The organism is Vibrio sp. 1557 (assembly GCF_033340175.1).
Lineage (GTDB): Bacteria > Pseudomonadota > Gammaproteobacteria > Enterobacterales > Vibrionaceae > Vibrio > Vibrio alginolyticus.
Genome location: NZ_JAWOVZ010000005.1, coordinates 68,723 through 88,598, shown reverse-complemented (window position 1 = coordinate 88,598; position 19,876 = coordinate 68,723). Strand labels below are relative to the sequence as shown.

The 19,876-nt window shown below is 43.3% G+C and carries 22 protein-coding genes; 15 read left to right on the top strand and 7 right to left on the bottom strand.

Features of this window, described 5'->3' with window-relative positions:
- Nucleotides 1-108 precede the first annotated feature (108 nt).
- From R7070_RS09030 to R7070_RS09005, 6 genes are read left to right on the top strand one after another with little or no spacing between them, the layout of a single operon-like run.
- On the top strand, nt 109-852 hold the full coding sequence (locus R7070_RS09030) for an energy transducer TonB (RefSeq protein ID WP_081008275.1): 744 nt from the start codon (nt 109-111) through the stop codon (nt 850-852).
- Nucleotides 852-1,550, top strand: a complete 699-nt coding sequence (locus R7070_RS09025; RefSeq protein WP_005385044.1) for a MotA/TolQ/ExbB proton channel family protein — start codon at nt 852-854, stop codon at nt 1,548-1,550. The genes R7070_RS09030 and R7070_RS09025 overlap by 1 nt, the downstream gene beginning before the upstream one ends.
- The gene (locus R7070_RS09020) at nt 1,547-1,960 is read left to right on the top strand and encodes an ExbD/TolR family protein (RefSeq protein ID WP_005375322.1); all 414 of its coding nucleotides are present in this window, start codon (nt 1,547-1,549) and stop codon (nt 1,958-1,960) included. The genes R7070_RS09025 and R7070_RS09020 overlap by 4 nt, the downstream gene beginning before the upstream one ends.
- Nucleotides 1,961-1,988: 28 nt before the next feature.
- The gene (locus R7070_RS09015) at nt 1,989-2,858 is read left to right on the top strand and encodes a hemin ABC transporter substrate-binding protein (protein ID WP_005375320.1); all 870 of its coding nucleotides are present in this window, start codon (nt 1,989-1,991) and stop codon (nt 2,856-2,858) included.
- 9 nt (nt 2,859-2,867) lie between these two features.
- Nucleotides 2,868-3,905 carry a FecCD family ABC transporter permease gene (locus tag R7070_RS09010; protein WP_054578656.1) on the top strand — a complete coding sequence of 346 codons (1,038 nt, stop codon included), beginning with the start codon at nt 2,868-2,870 and terminating at the stop codon, nt 3,903-3,905.
- A complete protein-coding gene (locus tag R7070_RS09005; protein WP_005385036.1) occupies nt 3,905-4,687 on the top strand; it encodes a heme ABC transporter ATP-binding protein in 783 nt (260 codons plus the stop codon). The genes R7070_RS09010 and R7070_RS09005 overlap by 1 nt, the downstream gene beginning before the upstream one ends.
- A gap of 112 nt (nt 4,688-4,799) precedes the next feature.
- Here the strand turns inward: R7070_RS09005 and R7070_RS09000 are convergent, their stop codons facing one another.
- Nucleotides 4,800-5,261, bottom strand: a complete 462-nt coding sequence (locus R7070_RS09000; RefSeq protein WP_005385033.1) for a TetR/AcrR family transcriptional regulator — start codon at nt 5,259-5,261, stop codon at nt 4,800-4,802.
- Between the two features lie 607 nt (nt 5,262-5,868).
- On the opposite strand from R7070_RS09000, the gene R7070_RS08995 reads away from it, so the two are divergent.
- The gene (locus R7070_RS08995; protein WP_005375307.1) at nt 5,869-6,168 is read left to right on the top strand and encodes a YfcZ/YiiS family protein; all 300 of its coding nucleotides are present in this window, start codon (nt 5,869-5,871) and stop codon (nt 6,166-6,168) included.
- An 88-nt stretch (nt 6,169-6,256) separates the two neighbouring features.
- Here the strand turns inward: R7070_RS08995 and R7070_RS08990 are convergent, their stop codons facing one another.
- A complete protein-coding gene (locus R7070_RS08990; RefSeq protein WP_104976467.1) occupies nt 6,257-6,529 on the bottom strand; it encodes a YnjH family protein in 273 nt (90 codons plus the stop codon).
- Between the two features lie 319 nt (nt 6,530-6,848).
- On the opposite strand from R7070_RS08990, the gene R7070_RS08985 reads away from it, so the two are divergent.
- A complete protein-coding gene (locus R7070_RS08985) occupies nt 6,849-7,448 on the top strand; it encodes a hypothetical protein (protein WP_017821237.1) in 600 nt (199 codons plus the stop codon).
- Between the two features lie 74 nt (nt 7,449-7,522).
- On the opposite strand, the gene R7070_RS08980 is transcribed toward R7070_RS08985, so the two are convergent.
- Complete coding sequence (locus R7070_RS08980) at nt 7,523-8,632, bottom strand: 1-acyl-sn-glycerol-3-phosphate acyltransferase (protein ID WP_005385027.1); 1,110 nt, start codon at nt 8,630-8,632, stop codon at nt 7,523-7,525.
- 191 nt (nt 8,633-8,823) lie between these two features.
- On the opposite strand from R7070_RS08980, the gene R7070_RS08975 reads away from it, so the two are divergent.
- Nucleotides 8,824-9,432 carry a hypothetical protein gene (locus R7070_RS08975; protein WP_005375302.1) on the top strand — a complete coding sequence of 203 codons (609 nt, stop codon included), beginning with the start codon at nt 8,824-8,826 and terminating at the stop codon, nt 9,430-9,432.
- A 118-nt stretch (nt 9,433-9,550) separates the two neighbouring features.
- Here the strand turns inward: R7070_RS08975 and R7070_RS08970 are convergent, their stop codons facing one another.
- On the bottom strand, nt 9,551-10,033 hold the full coding sequence (locus R7070_RS08970; protein WP_104976466.1) for a hypothetical protein: 483 nt from the start codon (nt 10,031-10,033) through the stop codon (nt 9,551-9,553).
- A gap of 14 nt (nt 10,034-10,047) precedes the next feature.
- Nucleotides 10,048-10,581 (bottom strand): nicotinate-nicotinamide nucleotide adenylyltransferase, encoded by a 534-nt coding sequence (locus R7070_RS08965; RefSeq protein WP_005375300.1) that lies wholly within the window; start codon nt 10,579-10,581, stop codon nt 10,048-10,050.
- A gap of 178 nt (nt 10,582-10,759) precedes the next feature.
- Here R7070_RS08965 and nadE point away from each other — a divergent pair, with 178 nt between their 5' ends.
- Nucleotides 10,760-11,590, top strand: a complete 831-nt coding sequence (gene nadE, locus R7070_RS08960) for an ammonia-dependent NAD(+) synthetase (RefSeq protein WP_005385021.1) — start codon at nt 10,760-10,762, stop codon at nt 11,588-11,590.
- A gap of 100 nt (nt 11,591-11,690) precedes the next feature.
- Here nadE and R7070_RS08955 read toward each other — a convergent pair whose 3' ends face one another.
- A complete protein-coding gene (locus R7070_RS08955) occupies nt 11,691-13,508 on the bottom strand; it encodes a hybrid-cluster NAD(P)-dependent oxidoreductase (RefSeq protein ID WP_104976465.1) in 1,818 nt (605 codons plus the stop codon).
- Nucleotides 13,509-13,775: 267 nt separating this feature from the next.
- Between R7070_RS08955 and R7070_RS08950 the strand changes: the two genes are divergently transcribed.
- Both R7070_RS08950 and pyrC read left to right on the top strand, forming a co-directional pair.
- On the top strand, nt 13,776-13,940 hold the full coding sequence (locus tag R7070_RS08950; protein WP_005375297.1) for a YqaE/Pmp3 family membrane protein: 165 nt from the start codon (nt 13,776-13,778) through the stop codon (nt 13,938-13,940).
- 155 nt (nt 13,941-14,095) lie between these two features.
- Complete coding sequence (gene pyrC / locus R7070_RS08945; protein ID WP_104976464.1) at nt 14,096-15,124, top strand: dihydroorotase; 1,029 nt, start codon at nt 14,096-14,098, stop codon at nt 15,122-15,124.
- Between the two features lie 95 nt (nt 15,125-15,219).
- Here pyrC and R7070_RS08940 read toward each other — a convergent pair whose 3' ends face one another.
- On the bottom strand, nt 15,220-16,125 hold the full coding sequence (locus R7070_RS08940; protein WP_104976463.1) for a DUF808 domain-containing protein: 906 nt from the start codon (nt 16,123-16,125) through the stop codon (nt 15,220-15,222).
- Between the two features lie 172 nt (nt 16,126-16,297).
- Between R7070_RS08940 and R7070_RS08935 the strand changes: the two genes are divergently transcribed.
- The 3 genes from R7070_RS08935 (at nt 16,298) to R7070_RS08925 (ending at nt 19,874) form a co-directional block, all read left to right on the top strand.
- Nucleotides 16,298-17,218 (top strand): M14 family metallocarboxypeptidase, encoded by a 921-nt coding sequence (locus tag R7070_RS08935; protein WP_104976462.1) that lies wholly within the window; start codon nt 16,298-16,300, stop codon nt 17,216-17,218.
- Nucleotides 17,219-17,979: 761 nt separating this feature from the next.
- Nucleotides 17,980-18,924 carry an ABC transporter permease gene (locus tag R7070_RS08930; RefSeq protein ID WP_033906772.1) on the top strand — a complete coding sequence of 315 codons (945 nt, stop codon included), beginning with the start codon at nt 17,980-17,982 and terminating at the stop codon, nt 18,922-18,924.
- A complete protein-coding gene (locus R7070_RS08925; RefSeq protein WP_318141186.1) occupies nt 18,921-19,874 on the top strand; it encodes an iron chelate uptake ABC transporter family permease subunit in 954 nt (317 codons plus the stop codon). Before R7070_RS08930 ends, R7070_RS08925 begins: the two co-directional genes overlap by 4 nt.
- Nucleotides 19,875-19,876 lie beyond the last annotated feature (2 nt).

Sequence of the window (19,876 nt, the reverse complement as noted above, 5' to 3'; positions counted from 1 at the left end):
TCTGCAAGAATCATAATTTGAGCGTAATGATAATGCAATTGATAATTGATCTTATTTCCATTGTAAGTAATAATCTGCCCAAGTTTTCATAGTTTCCCGAGGTATTCCGTGAACGTACAAAGATATGTCATTGCAGGAGGTGCTTCCCTTGCCATCCATGCCGCACTTCTTTTTGTTTCTCAAGAGACAAAGGTTTTCGCGATGCCGGCTGGAAACCCAGCAAGTTCGGTAAGTCTAAATCTTGTGTCTGCTCCTCCCGCTGTCGAAAAATCTACACCAGAAAATGTAGCGCCACCAAAAGAGCAGCCTCAAGACCAACCTGAACCAGAAAAGAAGATTGTAAAAAAACAGGTCGTCAAGAAAGACGCTGTTAAGAAGAAGGTAGTAGAGAAAAAACCTGAACCGGTTAAACAATCTAAACCTAAAGCGGTCGAGCCCACCAAAACCATAACAAAGCAAAAGGTTCAGCCCGAAGCGAAACCAAAGAAAAAAACGGAACCGGTGAAGAAAGAGACGGTAGCTCAACAATCCGCACCTGCGAGCAAATCCAAAGGGGCAACATCTCAGCCTGTCTTGGTCGACAAACCAACGTTTGTGAGTCAACCAACACAACCCCGTTACCCAAGGTCTGCACAAAGACGCGGTATTGAAGGTGTAGCCTTGTATGAGATATGGCTAGATGAGAATGGTAACCAGATTAAACAGGTTTTGATTGAGTCTTCCGGCACAGAGTCGCTAGATGCCTCAGCACTTCGTGCGATCAAACAGTGGCAATTTACACCACATATTTCAGGTGGGCTAAAAGTCGCTCACCGAGTACAAGTACCTGTTCGTTTTAAGTTGGATGGATAATGGAACAACTACAAGAATTACAAACTCAATTTGGGCTGATGACATGGCCTTTGATCATTTGCTCAGCTCTAACCGTGATGATCATCGCCGAGCGATTATTCCATGTGTTAATTAGCCTTGGTGTAGGAAAGCGAGCCATTCGCCAAAAGCTCACAGGATTAGACCCAACAAATGGGAGCGAGCTTGAAGCACTTGCTGAAGAGTTGTCGAATAAGCGGCCGCTTCTGTACCGTGGTGTTGCGATGTTGCTTGCTCATCATTCTTTCTCTAAATCTTTAAGAGAGGATGCCGCAGGTATTTGGCTGCAAGAAAAACGCCATCAGCTGCATTCCGGCCTTCGTTTGCTGACGCTGATTGGTGTCATCAGTCCTTTAATTGGCTTGCTTGGTACGGTACTTGGCCTAATTGACATGTTCAAAGGCATCGCGGTTTCAACGGGGAATATCACTCCGAATGATTTGGCTGACGGCCTAGGTCTTGCTATGCGCACCACTGCCGCGGGTCTCATTATCGCACTTCCTGCCATTTCAGGAGCGCAGATCATTGGTTTGTGGGCGGATCGTGTAATCGCCAAGCTTGAGCACACTTTAAATTACGTCAACTTATGGCTTGAAGGTATCTCGTTACAGCATGTCTCGCCAGACCACTCAAAAGTAACACTGCGCTCTTCTGAGAAGATTGAGGCTGCAACTCAATGATTAAAACACCACAAGAAAATAGTCGTAACGGTTTAACCCCCGATTTAACACCGCTGTTAGACATTATTTTTATCGTCATGGTTTTCCTGATGTTAACCGCAGCGGTCAAACTCGATTCATTAGACGTCAATTTACCGAGCACAGAATCTCAGGCTGTTGCAGATGTCGATAAGCAATCCATCACGGTAAATATTCTTAAAGACGAGCCTTACTGGGCTATTAACGGCAAGACATATATCGATTGGGACAACTTTACCCTCGCGCTGTTAGAAGAGAGTAAGTCAAGCGATAAACCGATTGTAATTGGAGCAGAAAAAACCGCGAATATTCAGTCGCTAGTACAACTTCTCGGCTTTTTACAAGAAAACGGAATTCAAGCAACTCAGTTACTCACTGAAGAGCCATCATAAAAATAAGTAAGATAGAGATCCTTTCAAAATGAAGAACACACGCATCACTATTCATGCTGTTGTCACGGCAGCTATTTCCCTACTTGCGAGTAGTCAACTTTTTGCCAATGAAACGCCATCCTCAGAGCGCGTTGTTAGCGCAGGCAGCGCCGTCACTGAACTCTTGCTTGAACTCGACGCTAAAGATAGCTTGGTTGCTATCGACGTCACCAGTCAATTACCAAAAGGAATGGAACTGCCTAAAGTGGGCTACCATCGTCGTCTTTCAGCGGAGGGGTTGCTCGCCTTACGTCCGACAAAAGTCATTGGTTCTGATGAGATGGGGCCGAAAACAACATTGAGCCAATTGAAATCGGCTGGCGTAGATGTAGAAATCGTTAATACTGATGCAAATGTCGAGGGCCTTTATCAACGTATTGATCAAATTGCGAACCTTATGGATCGCAAAGCTCAAGCTGAAAGCTTAAAGCAAGATGTCCAGGCGCAAGTACAAGCACTCAATGCAAACCAACCTGATCAAGCGAAGAAAAAGAAAGTGCTCTTTCTGCTGATCCATGAAGGGCGACCTGCAAATGTTGCGGGCTCACAAACGACACCCGATGCAATTATTCAACTCGCCGGCGGACAAAACCCAGCCGCTACACAACTCTCGTCTTACAAGCCTCTATCCACAGAAGCGATGGTAGAGATGCAGCCTGACGTGATTCTTGTTAGTGGTCGCAGCTATGAAACGTTGGGTGGTGCCGATGCAATTTTAAAAGCAATGCCGCTTCTTGCTGCAACACCCGCTGGAAAGAACAAAGACATCATAACGATTGATGGCCATGCTCTGGTAGGTGGTTTGGGCCTTAAAAGCCTTGCAGAAGCTAAACGCTTGAATGCACTGCTTTACCCATAGAGACATGACATGTTGTTAAGACGCATCCCCCTTTCAACGACGTTATCAGTGCTTAGTGGATTTTTAGCATTTATTGCTATCGCCTCTATTACCGTTGGCCCAATGAACATTAGCTTTGCTGACAGTTTGCGTAGCCTAACGGGAGGCAGTTCTGATCTCGCTCCTCACATTCAGTTGGTCATTAACGAAATCCGATTGCCTCGCACCATTTTGTGTATGTTCATCGGCGCCATTTTAGCAATTTGTGGTGTGGTTATGCAGGGCTTGTTCCGTAACCCATTAGCCGAGCCTGGTATCATTGGTGTGTCTGCTGGCGCTGCTCTTGGTGGTGCATTCGCTATTGTTGTATTTGCTGAATTTAGCCAAAACTATCCGCAACTAATGAACTTAGCGGCTCTGCCTCTTTTTGCTTTCATTGGCGGTGCACTAACGACTATTCTCGTTTATAAACTCGGCACAAGTAAGTTTGGTACCTCAGTTACAATTATGTTGTTAGCCGGCGTTGCCATCAGCGCGCTCTCGGGTGCTGCGATTGGCTACATGAACTTTATCGCAGATGATCAGATGCTGCGAGACTTGACGCTTTGGTCGATGGGCTCATTAGCTGGTGCAAATTGGTCAGGGATTGCTCTATCTGCTGTAACACTCGTCATCCTATTGCTCTGGTTTCAGAAGAAGTCGATGGCGCTGAATGCTCTGTTGTTAGGGGAATCAGAAGCAAGACACTTAGGAGTTCCGGTTCAAAAACTCAAACGTCAGCTTATTTTACTTTCTGCACTGGGTGTTGGTATTACGGTGAGCATCAGTGGTGCAATTGGCTTTATTGGGCTCGTGATTCCTCACTTAGGGCGCATGCTCGCTGGGCCTGACCATCGAACGCTATTACCAATATCTGCCTTAATGGGAGCACTGCTTCTTACTGCCGCAGATATGTTTGCTCGTGTTGCCGTGGCACCAGCTGAATTACCAGTTGGAATCGTGACCGCATTGATTGGCGCGCCCTTTTTCATCTACTTATTGTTCCAGCAAAAAGGGAAGATTTTGTAATGAACCAGATCGTTTTATCGGGGAAAAACATTTCGATGACGTATGGCAACCGTGTGGTGCTCGATGACATCAACATTGATATCCGAGCTGGTGAAGTGACCGCCCTACTCGGCCCCAATGGCGCAGGTAAAAGTACTTTGCTCAAGCTTCTATGCGGTGAGATCTCTTCGAATCATCACATCACCTACTTCGGTAAACAAAAGCATGATTGGGAGCCTGAAAAAAGCGCCAAACATATTGCAATGCTCCCGCAGCACAGCACCTTAACCTTCCCATTTCTAGCCAGAGAAGTAGTAGAGCTGGGGGCAATACCGCTATCACTGTCCAATAAAGAAACCACTAAACTGGCTTTACATTACATGGAACAAACCGACGTATTGCATTTAGCAGAAAGCCTGTACCCGTCTTTATCTGGTGGAGAAAAGCAACGACTGCATCTAGCACGAGTGATGACACAACTACATCAATCTGGCGAAAAACGAATCTTAATGCTTGATGAACCTACCTCAGCGTTGGATCTCGCCCACCAACACAACACGTTAAAGATTGCTCGTGAAACGGCAAAAGCACAAAACGCAGCGGTGGTTGTGGTGTTACATGACTTGAATCTAGCCTCTCAGTACGCAGACCGCCTTGTACTCTTGCATAACGGGAAACTAGTTTGTGATGACACGCCATGGAATGCACTAACGTCAGAGCGCATTGAGCAAGTTTATGGCTATCGATCTATTGTGACAAAACATCCGACGCTAGACTTCCCTCAAGTGCATGCCGCAGCATAAAGCGTATCTCCTCTAAGCCGTCTCTAAAACACTTTGATACGACAAAGGCCCGCAATATGAGAATTGCGGGCCTTTGCTTTGATAGTGGCAGAATTTGGTTCTTTAAAGGCTATTACTTGCTCATTTGGATCAATGATCGACCAATCAACCACTCAAGCTCTTTGTCACCACCCGCACCAAACTGGCTTTCAACCATTTTGTATAAGCGGTCAATACCATTAGCAGCAAATTCTTGCGCATTTTCAGCGGTGACAATGTGATGGAATAGCAGTCGTAAAATCGCGAGAAACTCAGCATCTTCCAGCGCTTTAATCCAACTTTGTGAAAATGCATTTAATCCTTTATCAAACTCTAAGTGTTCAATAAACATTTTAAAGATACGGCCATCCAGTGCGGCGGTGAAGTCCGTTTTCTTAGGGAAGTGATGGCTAATACCGGTACGCGATATACCTGTCTGCTGGCTTAGCGTCGTGTACGACATTTTGTCGTAACCTAATCTGAGTAGCTGATCAATAACGGCATCCATGATCTTTTGGATAGTGATTTCGGTATCTTCTTTACTACGCTTTGGCATATTTTAAGCTCTTCTCTTTGTAAATCCATCTAACTCACTATTAAATGAGGCCAGAATGAAATCATTCTTAGCATTATACCCGGCTCGCCGATGCGGTTCGATTAGCGAAAACCTAGAAATCAGGTTGCTAAGCGCTGCACTTGAAAGCGCTTTGGGTATATGTATTGCGACTATTTAATATCATGTCGAGTTCCAAACCATAACGTCTTTACACTGCGTAATGTGTAATTTTCAGTTATGTTTTTGTCAATACATGCTACTCAAAATAAGGCGAAAAGTTAGTCTCATCAAAACCTTGCGCCAATTATTCATCGAAACTATTCAAAGACCAAGAATGATAATTATTAAAAATAATCAATCAAGAAATAGTCTTATAAATTAACCATTAGTTCAACTGGACTGAGCAAAATCTCGTCACTATGTTCGTTAATTGATTTTAAATGTTGATATATATCACATTAACGTTCTTGATGATTTAGTAATCCAATCTTTAACCCTTACTTAACAAGTGCCTATTCTGTTCCTTTTTTACGCAAAAGTCGTCATTTTTGTAGATACAGATCAAATACCTGATAGAATACCCTTAGTATTTACAAGAGGATTCGTTATGAGTGTCGAATTAGAAAAAAACCAAGTATGTGAGGCCTGCGGCTGTGCTGGCGAGATAGGCTTTATCATCAAAGAAGGTGACGAAGTTGCCGACGTAACGGTTTTCGCACAGACAAAAACAGAGCTAGAGTCTGAACTACAAAAATACATCGAGCTCGCTAAATCAGTATGTGCTGATGTTGAATACAATGTTTCAGAAATAACCGAAGAATCGAACCAAGCGACGGCTCGATTCAAATTTGAAGTAAGTGCTGAAAAACTTATCTTTGAATTAAAAACTCGCTCACTCGCGCGTTAATGAAAAAAGCGAGCATGATGCTCGCTTTTTATTTTTCCAATCTCTTAATCTTAAACCGCTCTAAATGAAACAGACAACTTCGGCGCGTTTATTTATCTTTTTTGAACACGACCCACTTTAACGAGCCATTGGTTTCAAAATCGTTCTCAGCGGTACACATCAGTAATACGCCTTCAACATTAATCACGGCCCCTGTGGTGTAGGCTTTATCATCGTAGTAACAGATACGCTGACCTACCTTACCGTCAACAACTATTAGCGCTTTGTTTTCTGGTGTACTGTATGATTTAGCAAAAACGGAACCCGACAGCAGTACTGCAAAAACACCAGCGGTAAAAATAGATACACTTTTTAACTTCATGAAAATCTCCCTCAAACCTCAATAATACTAACAAGGACCCTTGTGAAGTTCTTGGAAGAATCTCATATTATTCAAATATCTACTGATATTTTTCTCACCTCTACACTTGGGTCTGCTTCACATTCAATCATTTAATTTATCTCATTTTAGTAAGCTTGAAGTTACTTAACTCAGTAAAGAAGCGCACACTTTTAACGTGTATCTCTAATTTGAATATTTAAGTTATGAATCAAAAACTGTGAGCAAAAAATGCATAATAGGTTTATTTAAGTATAAGATAAGCACCTGTTGATCTCGGTATTTAACTAACTCTTTGACTATGCGTTTTGTTTCCCTATGCCTTACTTCAATCCTACTCTGCTCGTCTCCTTTGGCATATGAGCTAGATTACTATTCTAAGTTTGGTCACATCGATAATTACGGCAATCTTGATCTTAGAAACAAGCCTTACACCCAACTACCCTCTGGCCTAGTGGTAAAGGGCAACTTAAACATCTCACAAACCCCTATCAAAACCTTGCCTAAAGGGCTTGATGTTGAAGGCAGTCTGGAAGCAACTAACAGCGCACTCAAAGTTATTCGCTCAGGAACAAAGATAAAAGGCTATGCAAACCTACTAGGTAGTAAGATCGAAAACTGGCCTAAAGGCATCAAACTAGGCGGTTACCTAAATCTGACAGATACACCGTTAAAAGCGCTTCCAGCTAAACTTCGAGTAAAAGGTGATCTAAGTGTTATTCGCACCCCCATTTCTGAACTTCCTGAAGGATTGGTGGTTGATGGTAATCTTTATATTGGAGGATCAGCGCTGAAAGTATTTCCAGACACAATGACGGTGAAAGGGAATATCTATTTAGGTGGTAACAGGATCACCAAATGGCCTAGCAATTTAACCCTTGGTGGCGCCGTCGCACCTTAAAGAGCAGATAAACAAAAGCCCCGGCAGACCGAGGCTTTAAGGCATTCTGAATCAACAGCGTTCAGTGACGAAAGTTACTCTTGGTTATTCACAGGATTGGCATAGCTCGCCACCAAATAAGGTCTTGCGCCTTCAGGTAGCTGATCCAACTTATCCGCGAGATGACGCTTAACTGCTTCCGTAATGATGCTCGAATCTTCATGCCCAGCAGCTAACAAGTTGATTGGGTACAACTTGTAGTTGTTGTGAATTTGGCGGTCGATTTCACCAGCAAGAGATTCCGGCGTTTCAAACTCTTGCTCAATCACATCACCAAACGCAACATGTACACGGCCTTTATAGCCAACGATACCTTGAATGATGCTTTCGATATCTTCAAATTCGCCTTTTTCATAGCGGCCATTTTCTGCTTTTTCGTACAGCTCTTTTGCTTTGGCAATGTCACATGGATCATTTTCATAGGCAATCGAGACAGGAACGATTTTCAGAGAACGCGTGTACTCACCAAAGCTGATCTTTTGTTTACGACCTTCAACATGGAACATTTTTAAAATCGCAGGATCAGTAAAGTCGTTTCCATCTTTAGCACGGCCTTCCTTTTGGGCAATCCAAATTGAATTGCCAGTATCAAGCGAATGTTTGATATAGCTTGAAAGTTGTCCCAATGCTTTCATCATTTCTCTAGGCGCTTTAGCAGAGCGCTTAACGATGAAGCTCTTATTGAGTCGCATCAATTCTGTCGCACATGGCTTCTTCAGCAGGTTATCGCCAATCGCTATACGAACTGTACGGTGCCCACTTTGGTACAAGCCATAGTTTACGAGCGCAGGGTCCATCGCAATATCACGGTGGTTAGAAACGAATAGGTATGACGTGTTTTTATCCAGCTTATCCAAACCAGAAAAAGTGACGCCATCCGTTGTCTTATTCAATGTATCTTTCAGATACTTCTTCACTTCAATCTGAATTGCTTCGACAGAATCAAGCTTGCTCCACTTAGCTTTCAGGTAGATGCGCAGGATCGGGCTCATTAGCGTTTTGAACCATGCTGCTTTATTAGCAAAGCGATGTTCTAGGATAGCAGTGATAAATTCATCATCTTGAATTAGACGATCCAGCGCTGCTGGAATTTCTTCGTCGTTGTAAGGACGAATTTCAATATAAGGATCGGTATTGGCTGTCATTGTTCATTACATATCAAAAAAAGCTGGCACATTTTACGCATAGTTTTGCTGACAAGCAGCATTTCAACCCATACTTTTAACATGGTCATACCAGTTAAGCCACCATTTATCATGCTAAAAAATTCTCTCAGCAGGTTGGAATCGTATGGGTTTAACGTTACCCTTAGCGCCAAAAAACACTGGTACTCATAATGAACTACGCAATTGAATTTCACGACGCTAAATACCCCTTTCTTGATGTAGCTGCGCGTAAAAAAGCACTGAAGCACAGTCTACTATCTGTCATCGAAGGGTTAGCCGTCATTAAATTGGGTAAGCAGGAGTATGCCATTGAACCAGGCCAATATTTTTGGATTCCTCAAGGATGTTTGAGCTCCCTCACCTTTTTACCTAATTCTCGTGTATATCGTTGTGATTTTTCTGTGCGTTTAAATGACGACTTCTCACAACAGGCGGGCTTTGTGAAGCCTTCACCGCTACTAAAAGCGCTCGTCGAGAAGCTAGCAACCACTGCCGAACGCTCGGATCTGCAAACCGATCTACTGACAGTAGTAAGACATGAAGTATTGACGCTGTCTCCTAAACTAGCGCACTCAACGTTAACGAGAACCATCAATCAATGGACTCCTGGCTGTGACATGAATATTTCTAAAGAGCTTTGCTTGGTACTAACACTACGTGAAGCAAGAAAAATGAAACTGTCTGGGAAGAAGGAAGAGCAAATTGTTGACTCTCTTTTTGCTGGTAACACCGAAGAATATGAACAGCTTTGCTTTTTAGTCTTTGGAGAAGCGCTATAACTGCTCTTCAACAAGCTACGTGTTCAGCATTACGTAGAATTACGGACACAGAAAGTAGATTAAAACAAAAAGGGCGTACATTGATAATGTACGCCCTTTTTTCATTTGCTTGAGATGCCTAGAAAGGTACTTCTATCTGCATCATCCAGTCAGCGTCATAATATTCGTGCCAACGATAATCAAACCGCATTCTTGGCTGTCCGTCGGATTTATCACCAAAACCAACGCTGAACATCAACCCGTGACTACGAAGCCACTCTTCTGTATCCATTTTACTCTCTTCGTCTCGAAGCTCTTCCGGCATCCAAAAACCAAGACCAAAGTAATTCTTTTCTAAGTTTTGAGTTAGAAGTGGGGTGTCTTCCGGCTTAATCGCCCACTCCTCCCAATAGTTTTCTGTTGGTCCTTCAAGCTTCGCTTCCGCTGCATACCAAATCAATGCTTCAGTACTTAACACGCCGATGGAATCTAAAATTTCTTCACAGATTGGAAGCGTGTTATCTTCAAACACCACGGAACGATCAGAAAAATAGTTACACGCGGAATGAGCTTGTGTCACCACAAGCAGCGCACATGCACTAAATAAAACTGCTCTGACCATGAAAATCTGACCTCTCAGTTCCCAGACAATGTTTCTCTGTATAAGCCTTTACTAAGTAATAAATCACGTACGGAAGGTGTTGTATAGGCGCCGATCTCTTCACCCTCGGCCAATGCTTTGCGAATATCTGTGCTTCTGACTTTTACTTTTTCAGGACATGCCATAACAGTCCAACGTTCCGTAATCTCTTCAGCTCTACTAAATTTAGCAAATTTGAAGAAATTATCAGGACCAATGACAAAAGTTATATCGGCAGTTGGGTAAATTTCTTGAATTTTTTCTAACAACGCATAGGTCGTCACACTTTGTCCAGGTTGGTATAAAGCTTGCTCTGCATCAGAACGCTGAACATTAGAAAGCCCCATATCCTTGATGAACGCGTCAACCATTTTGCACCGAGTTGGGTAATCAAGCATGTTCTTGCCCCAAGCGTGTGCAATGCTTGGCTCAAGTAGCACAAGATCAAAGTGGCTCAAAGACTCAATAACACTTTTATGCCCTAAACTAGGTGGGTTAAATGCACTACCAAAAATGGCGATTTTTTTCATATCCGGTGATTACCTGGTTGAAGAGAGTTTTCTAATCTGATGATTTCGGTATGATACTACTAATCTTTACAGCTTTTGACCCTAAAGTCGCGTTTAATGAGCCTCAACTGTATGGTTTATGACCATTTGAGCAAATGCGCTTTAGAGTCTGAAATATTTGCAGGAAAAGGAACCCTAAATGGAACAATCCATCCGTGACGAAATGCGCGTACTCCCTTCAATTGATCCGCATTTTGAAATTGAACGCCGTGTCGCTTTTATTAAGCGTAAATTGCAAGAAGCGGGCTGTAAGTCTCTTGTTCTTGGCATCAGCGGTGGCGTTGACTCAACGACATGTGGTCGTTTAGCTCAGTTGGCTGTAGACCAACTAAACGAAGAAGCGGGCAACAATAGCTACCAATTTATCGCAGTTCGCCTGCCTTACGGGGAGCAAAAAGATGAAGATGAGGCTCAGCTCGCTCTGTCTTTTATCCAGCCAACCCATTCTGTATCGGTGAACATCAAAGCAGGTGTTGACGGGCTTCATTCGGCTTCTCACGTTGCATTAGAAGGCACAGACCTTCTACCAACTGATGCAGCAAAAGTCGACTTCGTAAAAGGCAATGTAAAAGCGCGTGCTCGCATGGTTGCTCAATACGAGATCGCGGGCTACGTAGGCGGCCTTGTTCTTGGTACTGATCACTCAGCAGAAAACATCACTGGTTTCTACACTAAATTTGGTGATGGCGCTTGTGACATGGCACCATTGTTCGGATTAAGTAAGCGCCAAGTTCGTGAAGTGGCTGCTACATTGGGTGCACCTGAGCAACTAGTGAAGAAAGTGCCAACGGCAGACTTAGAAGAGCTTGCTCCACAGAAAGCAGACGAAGATGCCCTACGCCTAACTTACGAGCAAATCGACGACTTCTTAGAGGGCAAACCTGTTCCACAGCAAGTGAGTGACCGTCTGGTAGCGATTTACAAAGCAACGCAGCACAAACGCCAGCCAATCCCGACGATTTACGACTAAGCGATATTTTCAGCTCTCTTTAAAACTCAAAACGCTGCTAAAAATAGCAGCGTTTTTTTGTCTAGGAACAGTTTTTGTCGAAGGACAAAATTGCTCTCGCCTAGTTGGTTACTGTTACGTCCGTCTCTGGCACAGCACAACACGCCAACACGGTTCCCATTGCACGTTCCTCATCAGTCAGCGCGGGCACGTCCGGATGATGAACTTGCCCCGACGTAAGCTGAACTTTACACGCGCCGCATAAGCCAGCACGACAGCTATTGCTGATGGCCTTCCCAGCATCTTCGAGCTGATCTAACAACGTTTTTTGGTTGTTGCCTACGACTTTAGCTCCATTAAAGTCAATAGCGAGACTTTTCTCTGGCTTTGACGTAAGAGAAGAAACTCCAAACGCTTCTTGATGGTAGTTTTCCTCTGGCAGCCCTTTTCTTAGTAGAAGACTTTTTGCTTTATCCATAAAGCCATCCGGGCCACACACAAACACCTGCCGCTGTTCAACATCTTTGATTTGCTTAATGTGTGACAAACTTAAACGCCCTTTCAAACCAAACCAATCAACAGCAGGTTGCGTTAAACAGATTTTTACTTCTAGCCCTGGGTGCTCACGCTTTAACTGCTCCAACTCTGAGCGACAAGGAATATCATTCTCGGTGCGACATTGATGGTAGAAAACCACATTATCCAACTGATTGTGATCCGCTAAGTAACGCACCATTGATAACATTGGTGTTACTCCGCTACCCGCAGAGAGTAACAGCAGAGGCTGCGCTTCATGCGTTTTAAGGTGGAACTGACCGTCAGGTTGTTCTGCCTCTAAAACATCACCGACTTGTAAGTTGTCTAAGAGTGAGTTAGAGACTCTTCCACCCGCGATACGCTTTACAGAAATAGCATAACGACCCGGGCGAGAAGGACTGGATGATAAGGTATAGCGTCGACCCACTTTCTTACCATCAATATTCACCTCTATTGGCAGGTGTTGTCCTGGCAAGTAATTAGGCAACGAACCTTTGTTTGGCTCTAACCATAAGGTCACAAAGTCTTGGGCAATTTCTTCACGCTCAACACATGTAAGCTTCATGCGCACTGGCGAGTTATCTGCGTAAAACTCCGGCTCTTTGTACTCCAATACTTCAACTTTATCGCCTTGACGAATAATGCCTTCATTTCGCGCGACAAGATTCTGGCCAAAGAACACACCACCGACATCGTTTGCACGGAACTGTTGCAAGGTTTTGAGCGGCTCTTTGCTCTCACGGAATGTGCCTCTTTGGGTATTCACCGTAGTCAGGATACAGCGCTCGCAAGGTTTGAGAGACTCAAACTCTACCTCACCGATTCGTATGCGCTTCCATGAATCTTCTTCAAATGGCTTAGTATCAGAGACAACTAAGTTAGTACGAAACTGATCCATTGAGTGTAGCTCTGAACTTCTTCGGTTCAGCTCATCAAGTGAAGCTTGGCTGATCACTAAAACCGGATAACCATCAGCAAAACTGACGTTTTGACCTAGCTTTTCACGGACACGATTCGATTGCTCACCACTAAACAACAACTCAACGCGTTGCCCCAACACACGACTAAACCAGTCATCTGCATCATCTGTCGTGGTATAGGCAGTAAATGTATCTTTCCAAACCGTTGCAGGTGTCTCCTGCATTTTGAAATCTTGGTAACGGATTTTAAGTGGCTCCATACCCAAACTACTAAACACCACTCCATCGGACAATAAGGCAGACTTAATGGTTACCATTTGCGGATACTTTCGCGCAGTGATCATCGAGCCATCAGCTTTCGCAATCATAAAGCGACGATCGAAGCTCAATCCTTGCTTCTCAACCCATACGGACGACAGCGATAATCCGCCAACTGACTTAACCGGAAAAACATTAATTTGGGATAAAACGGGTTGCGACATGGCCTTCTTCCTACGGGTGTTTTTAATTTGTTGCGGTATTGTATACTCAAATCACATTAAGTTGCAGAGTCTACTGCCTCTTCATCCATCGCAACTTTCTCGAAACCATATTCTTATAAATTTGGTTTTAGTGACAAGTATTTACTACACTCAATATTCGCGTTTTTTAACACCGTTCTGACCAAATACCGTTTGATAAAGTGTGATACGACACACATAATTCACCCAAGTTATCACTACTCCCATTTATCGATTTGGAGCTTAATTATGGATACAAGAAAACTGGTTCTGATTTTGTTATGTATCTTTCTTCCGCCTGTCGCGGTGTTTATGGAGAAAGGTCTAAATAAAGACTTTTTGATTAATCTAATATTGACGTGTTTCTTCTTTCTACCAGGTACGATCCATGCGCTTTGGTTAACAATGAAGTAACCACTTACACTCTCACTCTTTATAAAATTGAAAAATGGGATGAAATATGAGGACAATTCCTCTATCATCCTGTCGCCTAAGCGCAAGCGTTTGCTCAAAAGCAAATACGGCGCTTAGGCTCCAATCAGACAACTTTTCAATGGTGGGAGCAATTAATGACAACACTGACTATCACTCGTCCTGACGACTGGCACGTTCACTTACGCGATGGGGAAGTTCTTAAAGACACCGTTCGCGACATCAGCCGCTACAATGGCCGTGCGCTGATTATGCCAAATACCGTCCCACCTGTTACTACAACTGAGCTCGCCCTAGCCTACCGTGACCGAATTCTCAAAGAGCAACATGGCGAACAGTTTGAGCCTTTAATGGCGCTTTACCTTACAGATAACACGACACCAGACGAAATACGTAAGGCTAAAGCAACCGGACACATTGTTGCTGCCAAGCTCTATCCTGCTGGCGCCACAACAAACTCAGATTCCGGTGTGACCAATGCGAAAAACATTTATCACGTTTTAGAAGCAATGGAAGAAGTAGGAATGTTACTTTTGGTTCATGGGGAGGTAACACATCACGATGTTGATATATTCGACCGAGAAAAAGAATTCCTTGATACCGTCCTCGCTCCTATCGTCAATGATTTCCCTAATCTTAAAATCGTACTAGAACATATCACCACCGCCGACGCAGCAAACTTCGTTAGCAACGCCTCAGACAACGTAGCGGCTACCATCACTGCCCACCACCTTCTTTTCAACCGTAACCACATGCTTGTGGGTGGTATTAAACCTCATTTCTACTGTTTGCCAATTCTTAAGCGCGGAACCCACCAGCAAGCGCTGATCGAAGCAGCAACTAGTGGTAGCAAGAAGTTTTTCCTAGGTACAGACTCAGCGCCACATGCGAAAGGGGCAAAAGAATCGGCTTGCGGTTGTGCTGGTTCTTACACTGCACACGCTGCGCTAGAGCTTTATGCAGAAGTCTTCGAAAAAGAAGGCAAGTTGGAAAACTTGGAAGCTTTCGCAAGCTTCAACGGTCCTGATTTTTACGGCATTGCACGTAACACAGATACAGTAACGTTAGAAAAATCCGCTTGGGATGTGCCAGAAACGATGCCATTTGGCAATGATATCGTTGTGCCTATTCGAGCAAATGAACAGATCGAGTGGAAAGTGAAGTAAGTACTTTACTGACGTTTCACCCATAAAACAGGGTCATGCTTTTTGTAAAAAGAAGTCATGACCCTTGTTATTATCGTCTCATGTTTTAGATGTGATTATTGACCACGAAGCTTTTCAACCATCGTCCATACAGCAACCACAATCAAACCCGCTACAAAACCGATAATGCCGTTAAGCAAAATAGGCAGAATGGCTGTAGCAACCGAATGACCACTAAAGTTCATAATAATCGGTTCTACAAAGTGGTGAATGGCGGGCACGTTATGCACTACAATCCCGCCACCGACTAAAAACATCGCAGCAGTTCCCACAATCGTTAACAACTTCATCAGCTTTGGTGCAAAAGCGACCAAGGCCCCTCCGACTTTCGCTACCCAACCTTTACCGTTTGAGCGACTTTCAAGGTAAAGGCCTAAATCATCTAGCTTCACAATCCCAGCGACTAGTCCATAAACTCCAACCGTCATAATCACTGCAATTAAACTGACAACTAAAATTTGCGTAACAAGACTGGCTCCTGTCACGGTACCTAACGCAATCACGATGATCTCTGCTGAAAGGATAAAGTCTGTTCGAATCGCACCAGAAACTTTACGCTTTTCATACTCTTCTATCGACTCGCCAGTATTAACTAGCTCCTCTTTTTCTTCGTGCGGATGCGAGTGAGGAAACACTTTCTCAAGTACTTTCTCTGCCCCTTCAAAGCAGAGAAATAAGCCGCCAATTAGCAATAATGGCATGATAAGCCATGGAATAATCGCGCTAATAAGTAAAGCTGAAGGAACTAAAATCAATTTATTTTTGAATGAGCCTTTTGCAACCGCCCAAACCACTGGAATCTCTCGCTCAGATGCAACACCAGACACTTGTTGAGCGTTTAACGCTAGATCATCTCCCAACACACCTGCGGTTTTCTTTGCCGCCATTTTTGACATTAAGGCGACATCATCAAGCACCGTGGCAATATCGTCCAGCAGTGTGAGTAAACTTGCTCCAGCCATTTTTGGTCTCTTATATTAAATTGAGTAAGTAACAAAATGTAACACCAATGAATCACTCATCAAAGTGATGATTTTGCAAAGAATACCACCCCAAATGGTGTTTTATATTGCCGTAAAGATAAGACAGGTCTAGTCTTGTGATACCTTTCAGCAGTCAAAAGAAAAAGTATAGATGAAAAGTGGATACATTTACCCGATTGGTACTCCTGGCCAACCTTGGACCGAAGAAGAACGTAAAGCTTGGTTAGCAACGCAAGAAGTAAAACGTAGCTACCAAGATGAAGTCGTCAGTAAAATCGATGCCCTACGCGAGCGTTTTGATGTTGAACAATATGGTGCGCTCTCATACAACGAGGCACGCTTCCCTCTGTTTTGTATCAAAACACGCAATTGGGATTCAACTAAACCTGTTGTGTTGGTCACAGGCGGCGTGCACGGTTACGAAACCAGCGGTGTACATGGCGCATTAAAGTTTGTAGAAACAGAAGCAGAGCGCTATGCAGAGCATTTCAATATTGTCGTTGCACCCTGCGTAAGCCCTTGGGGTTACGAGGTGATCAACCGCTGGAATCCAAACGCGATTGATCCAAACCGCTCTTTCTATAAGGATAGCCCTGCCGAAGAGTCCGCTAACCTCATAAAGCTAGTTGCAACTTTAGGCGATGTGTTAATGCACATTGATCTACATGAAACGACAGATTCTGACGAAACTGAGTTCCGTCCAGCCTTAGCTGCTCGTGATGGTATTGAGTACATTGAAGGTATGATCCCAGATGGCTTTTACACGGTGGGAGATAGTGAAAACCCTCAGCCTGACTTCCAAAAAGCGGTCATTGAGTCAGTTGCAAAAGTGACTCACATTGCACCAGCAGATGAAAACGGCGAAATCATTGGTTCACCCGTCGTACAGTTTGGCGTTATCAACTACCCAATGGTAAAACTGGGCCTGTGTGGCGGCGTAACAAATTGCGTTTACGGCACGACAACGGAAGTGTACCCAGACAGCCCAACGGTGACCGACGAAGAATGCAACGATGCACAGGTTGCAGCCGTAGTTGGTGGTTTGAATTACGTACTAAGTAAGCTCGAATAACACAGGTTAACAATAAAGCAACTGACGATGTCTTTGAATTGTGAATCAGCTTTACTTTGCTCCAAAAGCAAGTTGAGACATTAATCCGCTAGTTTATTAGAAATTACCGCATTAACATCGCTAACACTGAAGATGCGAAGCATCACGACTTTATGACGCTATTTTAATGCGGTATCTAATAAATCCTAAAATACAAACGACATCTAGACATCATCGTCACTACTAACTCCTCTTCCTGAACAAACTATCGTCATACCATTTAAATCAAACCTCAACCAACGAGCTTCTGAAGCGAAAAACATCCTTAAACAATAAGAAAGCTTAATGCTCTTTGGCTTTATTTTTTAATCACTTACCCAAAAGCACATGCATTAACCATTGCCTTGTTTTTTATACGCGATTGATCCTTTTAGAGAAACATATATGAGCCTCATTGCTTAACCGAAAAAACAAAGATATAATGAAAATAATTATCATTTGTATTTTAATTTTAAATCGAGAACCTCTTTCTCTTTGCATTGAAAGCGGCACTTTTCTTTTGCTAGTTAATCCAGTTTTAAAGCCAAATCAGCACGTTGAATTTTTAGGTATGGCCTAGTGATACTTTGAGGGCTGGATTGTGACCTTAATGTTTATAAAAAATAACTTGGTTATGTTTTGTTGGAATTTAGAACCTATATGCGAATAGATATTCATTATTCGTATTCCATCCCCAAGTCATAAGTTAAGAGAAACTCATTTTATTTTGGGGCAGATTCTGTATGAGTATTCACGTAGTAAGCCTGTTTTTTATACTGTGCTTAACTTCAATTTTCGTCGGCGCAAACCAACTAGATTGGTCGTTATTGCTGACCATGGATGACAAAGCTTGGCTACCGATTACTGCTAGCAGATTACCAAGGCTAATCGCACTAATTCTTACCGGATCTGGTCTCGCAATATGTGGTGTTATTCTTCAACATATTGTTAGAAATCGTTTTGTTGAGCCGGGCACCACAGGCGGTATCGATGCGGCAAAGCTCGGTATTTTGGTATCTATCGTCATGCTTCCATCCTCAGACAAGCTTGAACGTATGCTCTTCGCCGTACTATTTTGCTTCGCCGCTGGCCTTATCTACATTGCCATCGTACGAAAAATTAAATTCAGTAACTCTGCGTTAATACCTGTGATTGGGCTTATGTTTGGTAGTGTACTAAGTGCTATAGCGGAGTTTTATGCTTATCAAAACAACATCTTACAGAGTATGTCCGGTTGGTTAATGGGAGATTTCTCCAAAGTGGTCCAAGAACACTATGAAATAATTTTCTTGATTTTACCCATCACCCTACTGACTTACTTATATGCACATAAGTTTACTGTGATGGGAATGGGCGAAGATGTTGCGTCCAACTTAGGAATTAATATTGCGTTCACTGCCGCCTTGGGTCTAATGCTAGTTTCCGTGACAGTTGCTATAACAGTGGTGACCGTAGGTGCCATTCATTTTATCGGTTTAGTCATACCTAACCTAGTCGCACTAAAATATGGCGATCACCTTAAAAACACCCTACCAATCGTTGCACTAGGCGGCGCTTCGTTACTTATTTTTTGCGATGTCATAGGCAGAGTTGTTGCCTTTCCTTTTGAAGTCCCAATTGGATTAACAGCCAGTGCTATCGGGGGAGTCATGTTTCTTGTGTTTCTTTTGAAAGGAGCACGAGTATGAGATCACATTACTCAAACATGCGAGTGAGCATTATACTCGTTTGCATGCTGTCTATCGCCTTTATCTTTACAAGCTCTGGGTGGGATTTTGATTACGTCATCCCTAAGAGGCTGATTAAACTTGGTGCCATAGTTATTGGGGGCAGCTGCGTGGCCATCTCTGCTGTTATTTTCCAAGCTTTAGCTGGTAATCGTATTCTTACGCCATCCATTATGGGATATGAGTCGGTTTATCTGGTTTGGCAAACCCTACTCTTATTACTAGGGGGCACTTCTGGCATTGCTACATTAGGTGTTGTCGGTAATTTCGCTGTCTCTGCAATACTCATTCTGTTGTATTCCTTAACGATTCAATCTTGGGTACTCAATAGATTTAAACATGACATGCACCAAGTTCTGCTGATTGGCTTTGTTTTGACAATGGTGCTGACAACTCTTGCTCAATTTATCCAGCTCAGAATAAGCCCTGGAGAATTCTCTATCCTTCAAGGGCTCAGCTATACCTCGTTTGAGCGAGCGAAACCTTCTACGTTACTTTTTTCCAGTATTGCGTTAAGCGTTTTGGCACTCTTTGCTAACAGATGGTCACGCGAGCTAGATGTGATAGGTCTAGGTCGAGACCAAGCGATGTCATTAGGACTAAATGATAAGCAATATGTAACAAAGTTCTTTGCTGTAATCGCCATTTTAGTAGCAATTTCGACGAGCTTGATTGGCCCAACGGCTTTTATGGGAATTTTTATTGCCAATATTGCTTATTCCGTTACTAGCGCACCGAACTACAGACACATATTGCTCGTTGCTTGTGCTATTGCAATTGTCATGTTCTTGTCTGGTCAACTTCTGGTAGAGCACTTATTTAACTTTAAAACCACCGTCTCTATTTTGGTGAATGTCCTTTGTGGGGGATATTTCCTAGCCATCACGATAAGAACAAGAAGCCACATATGAAA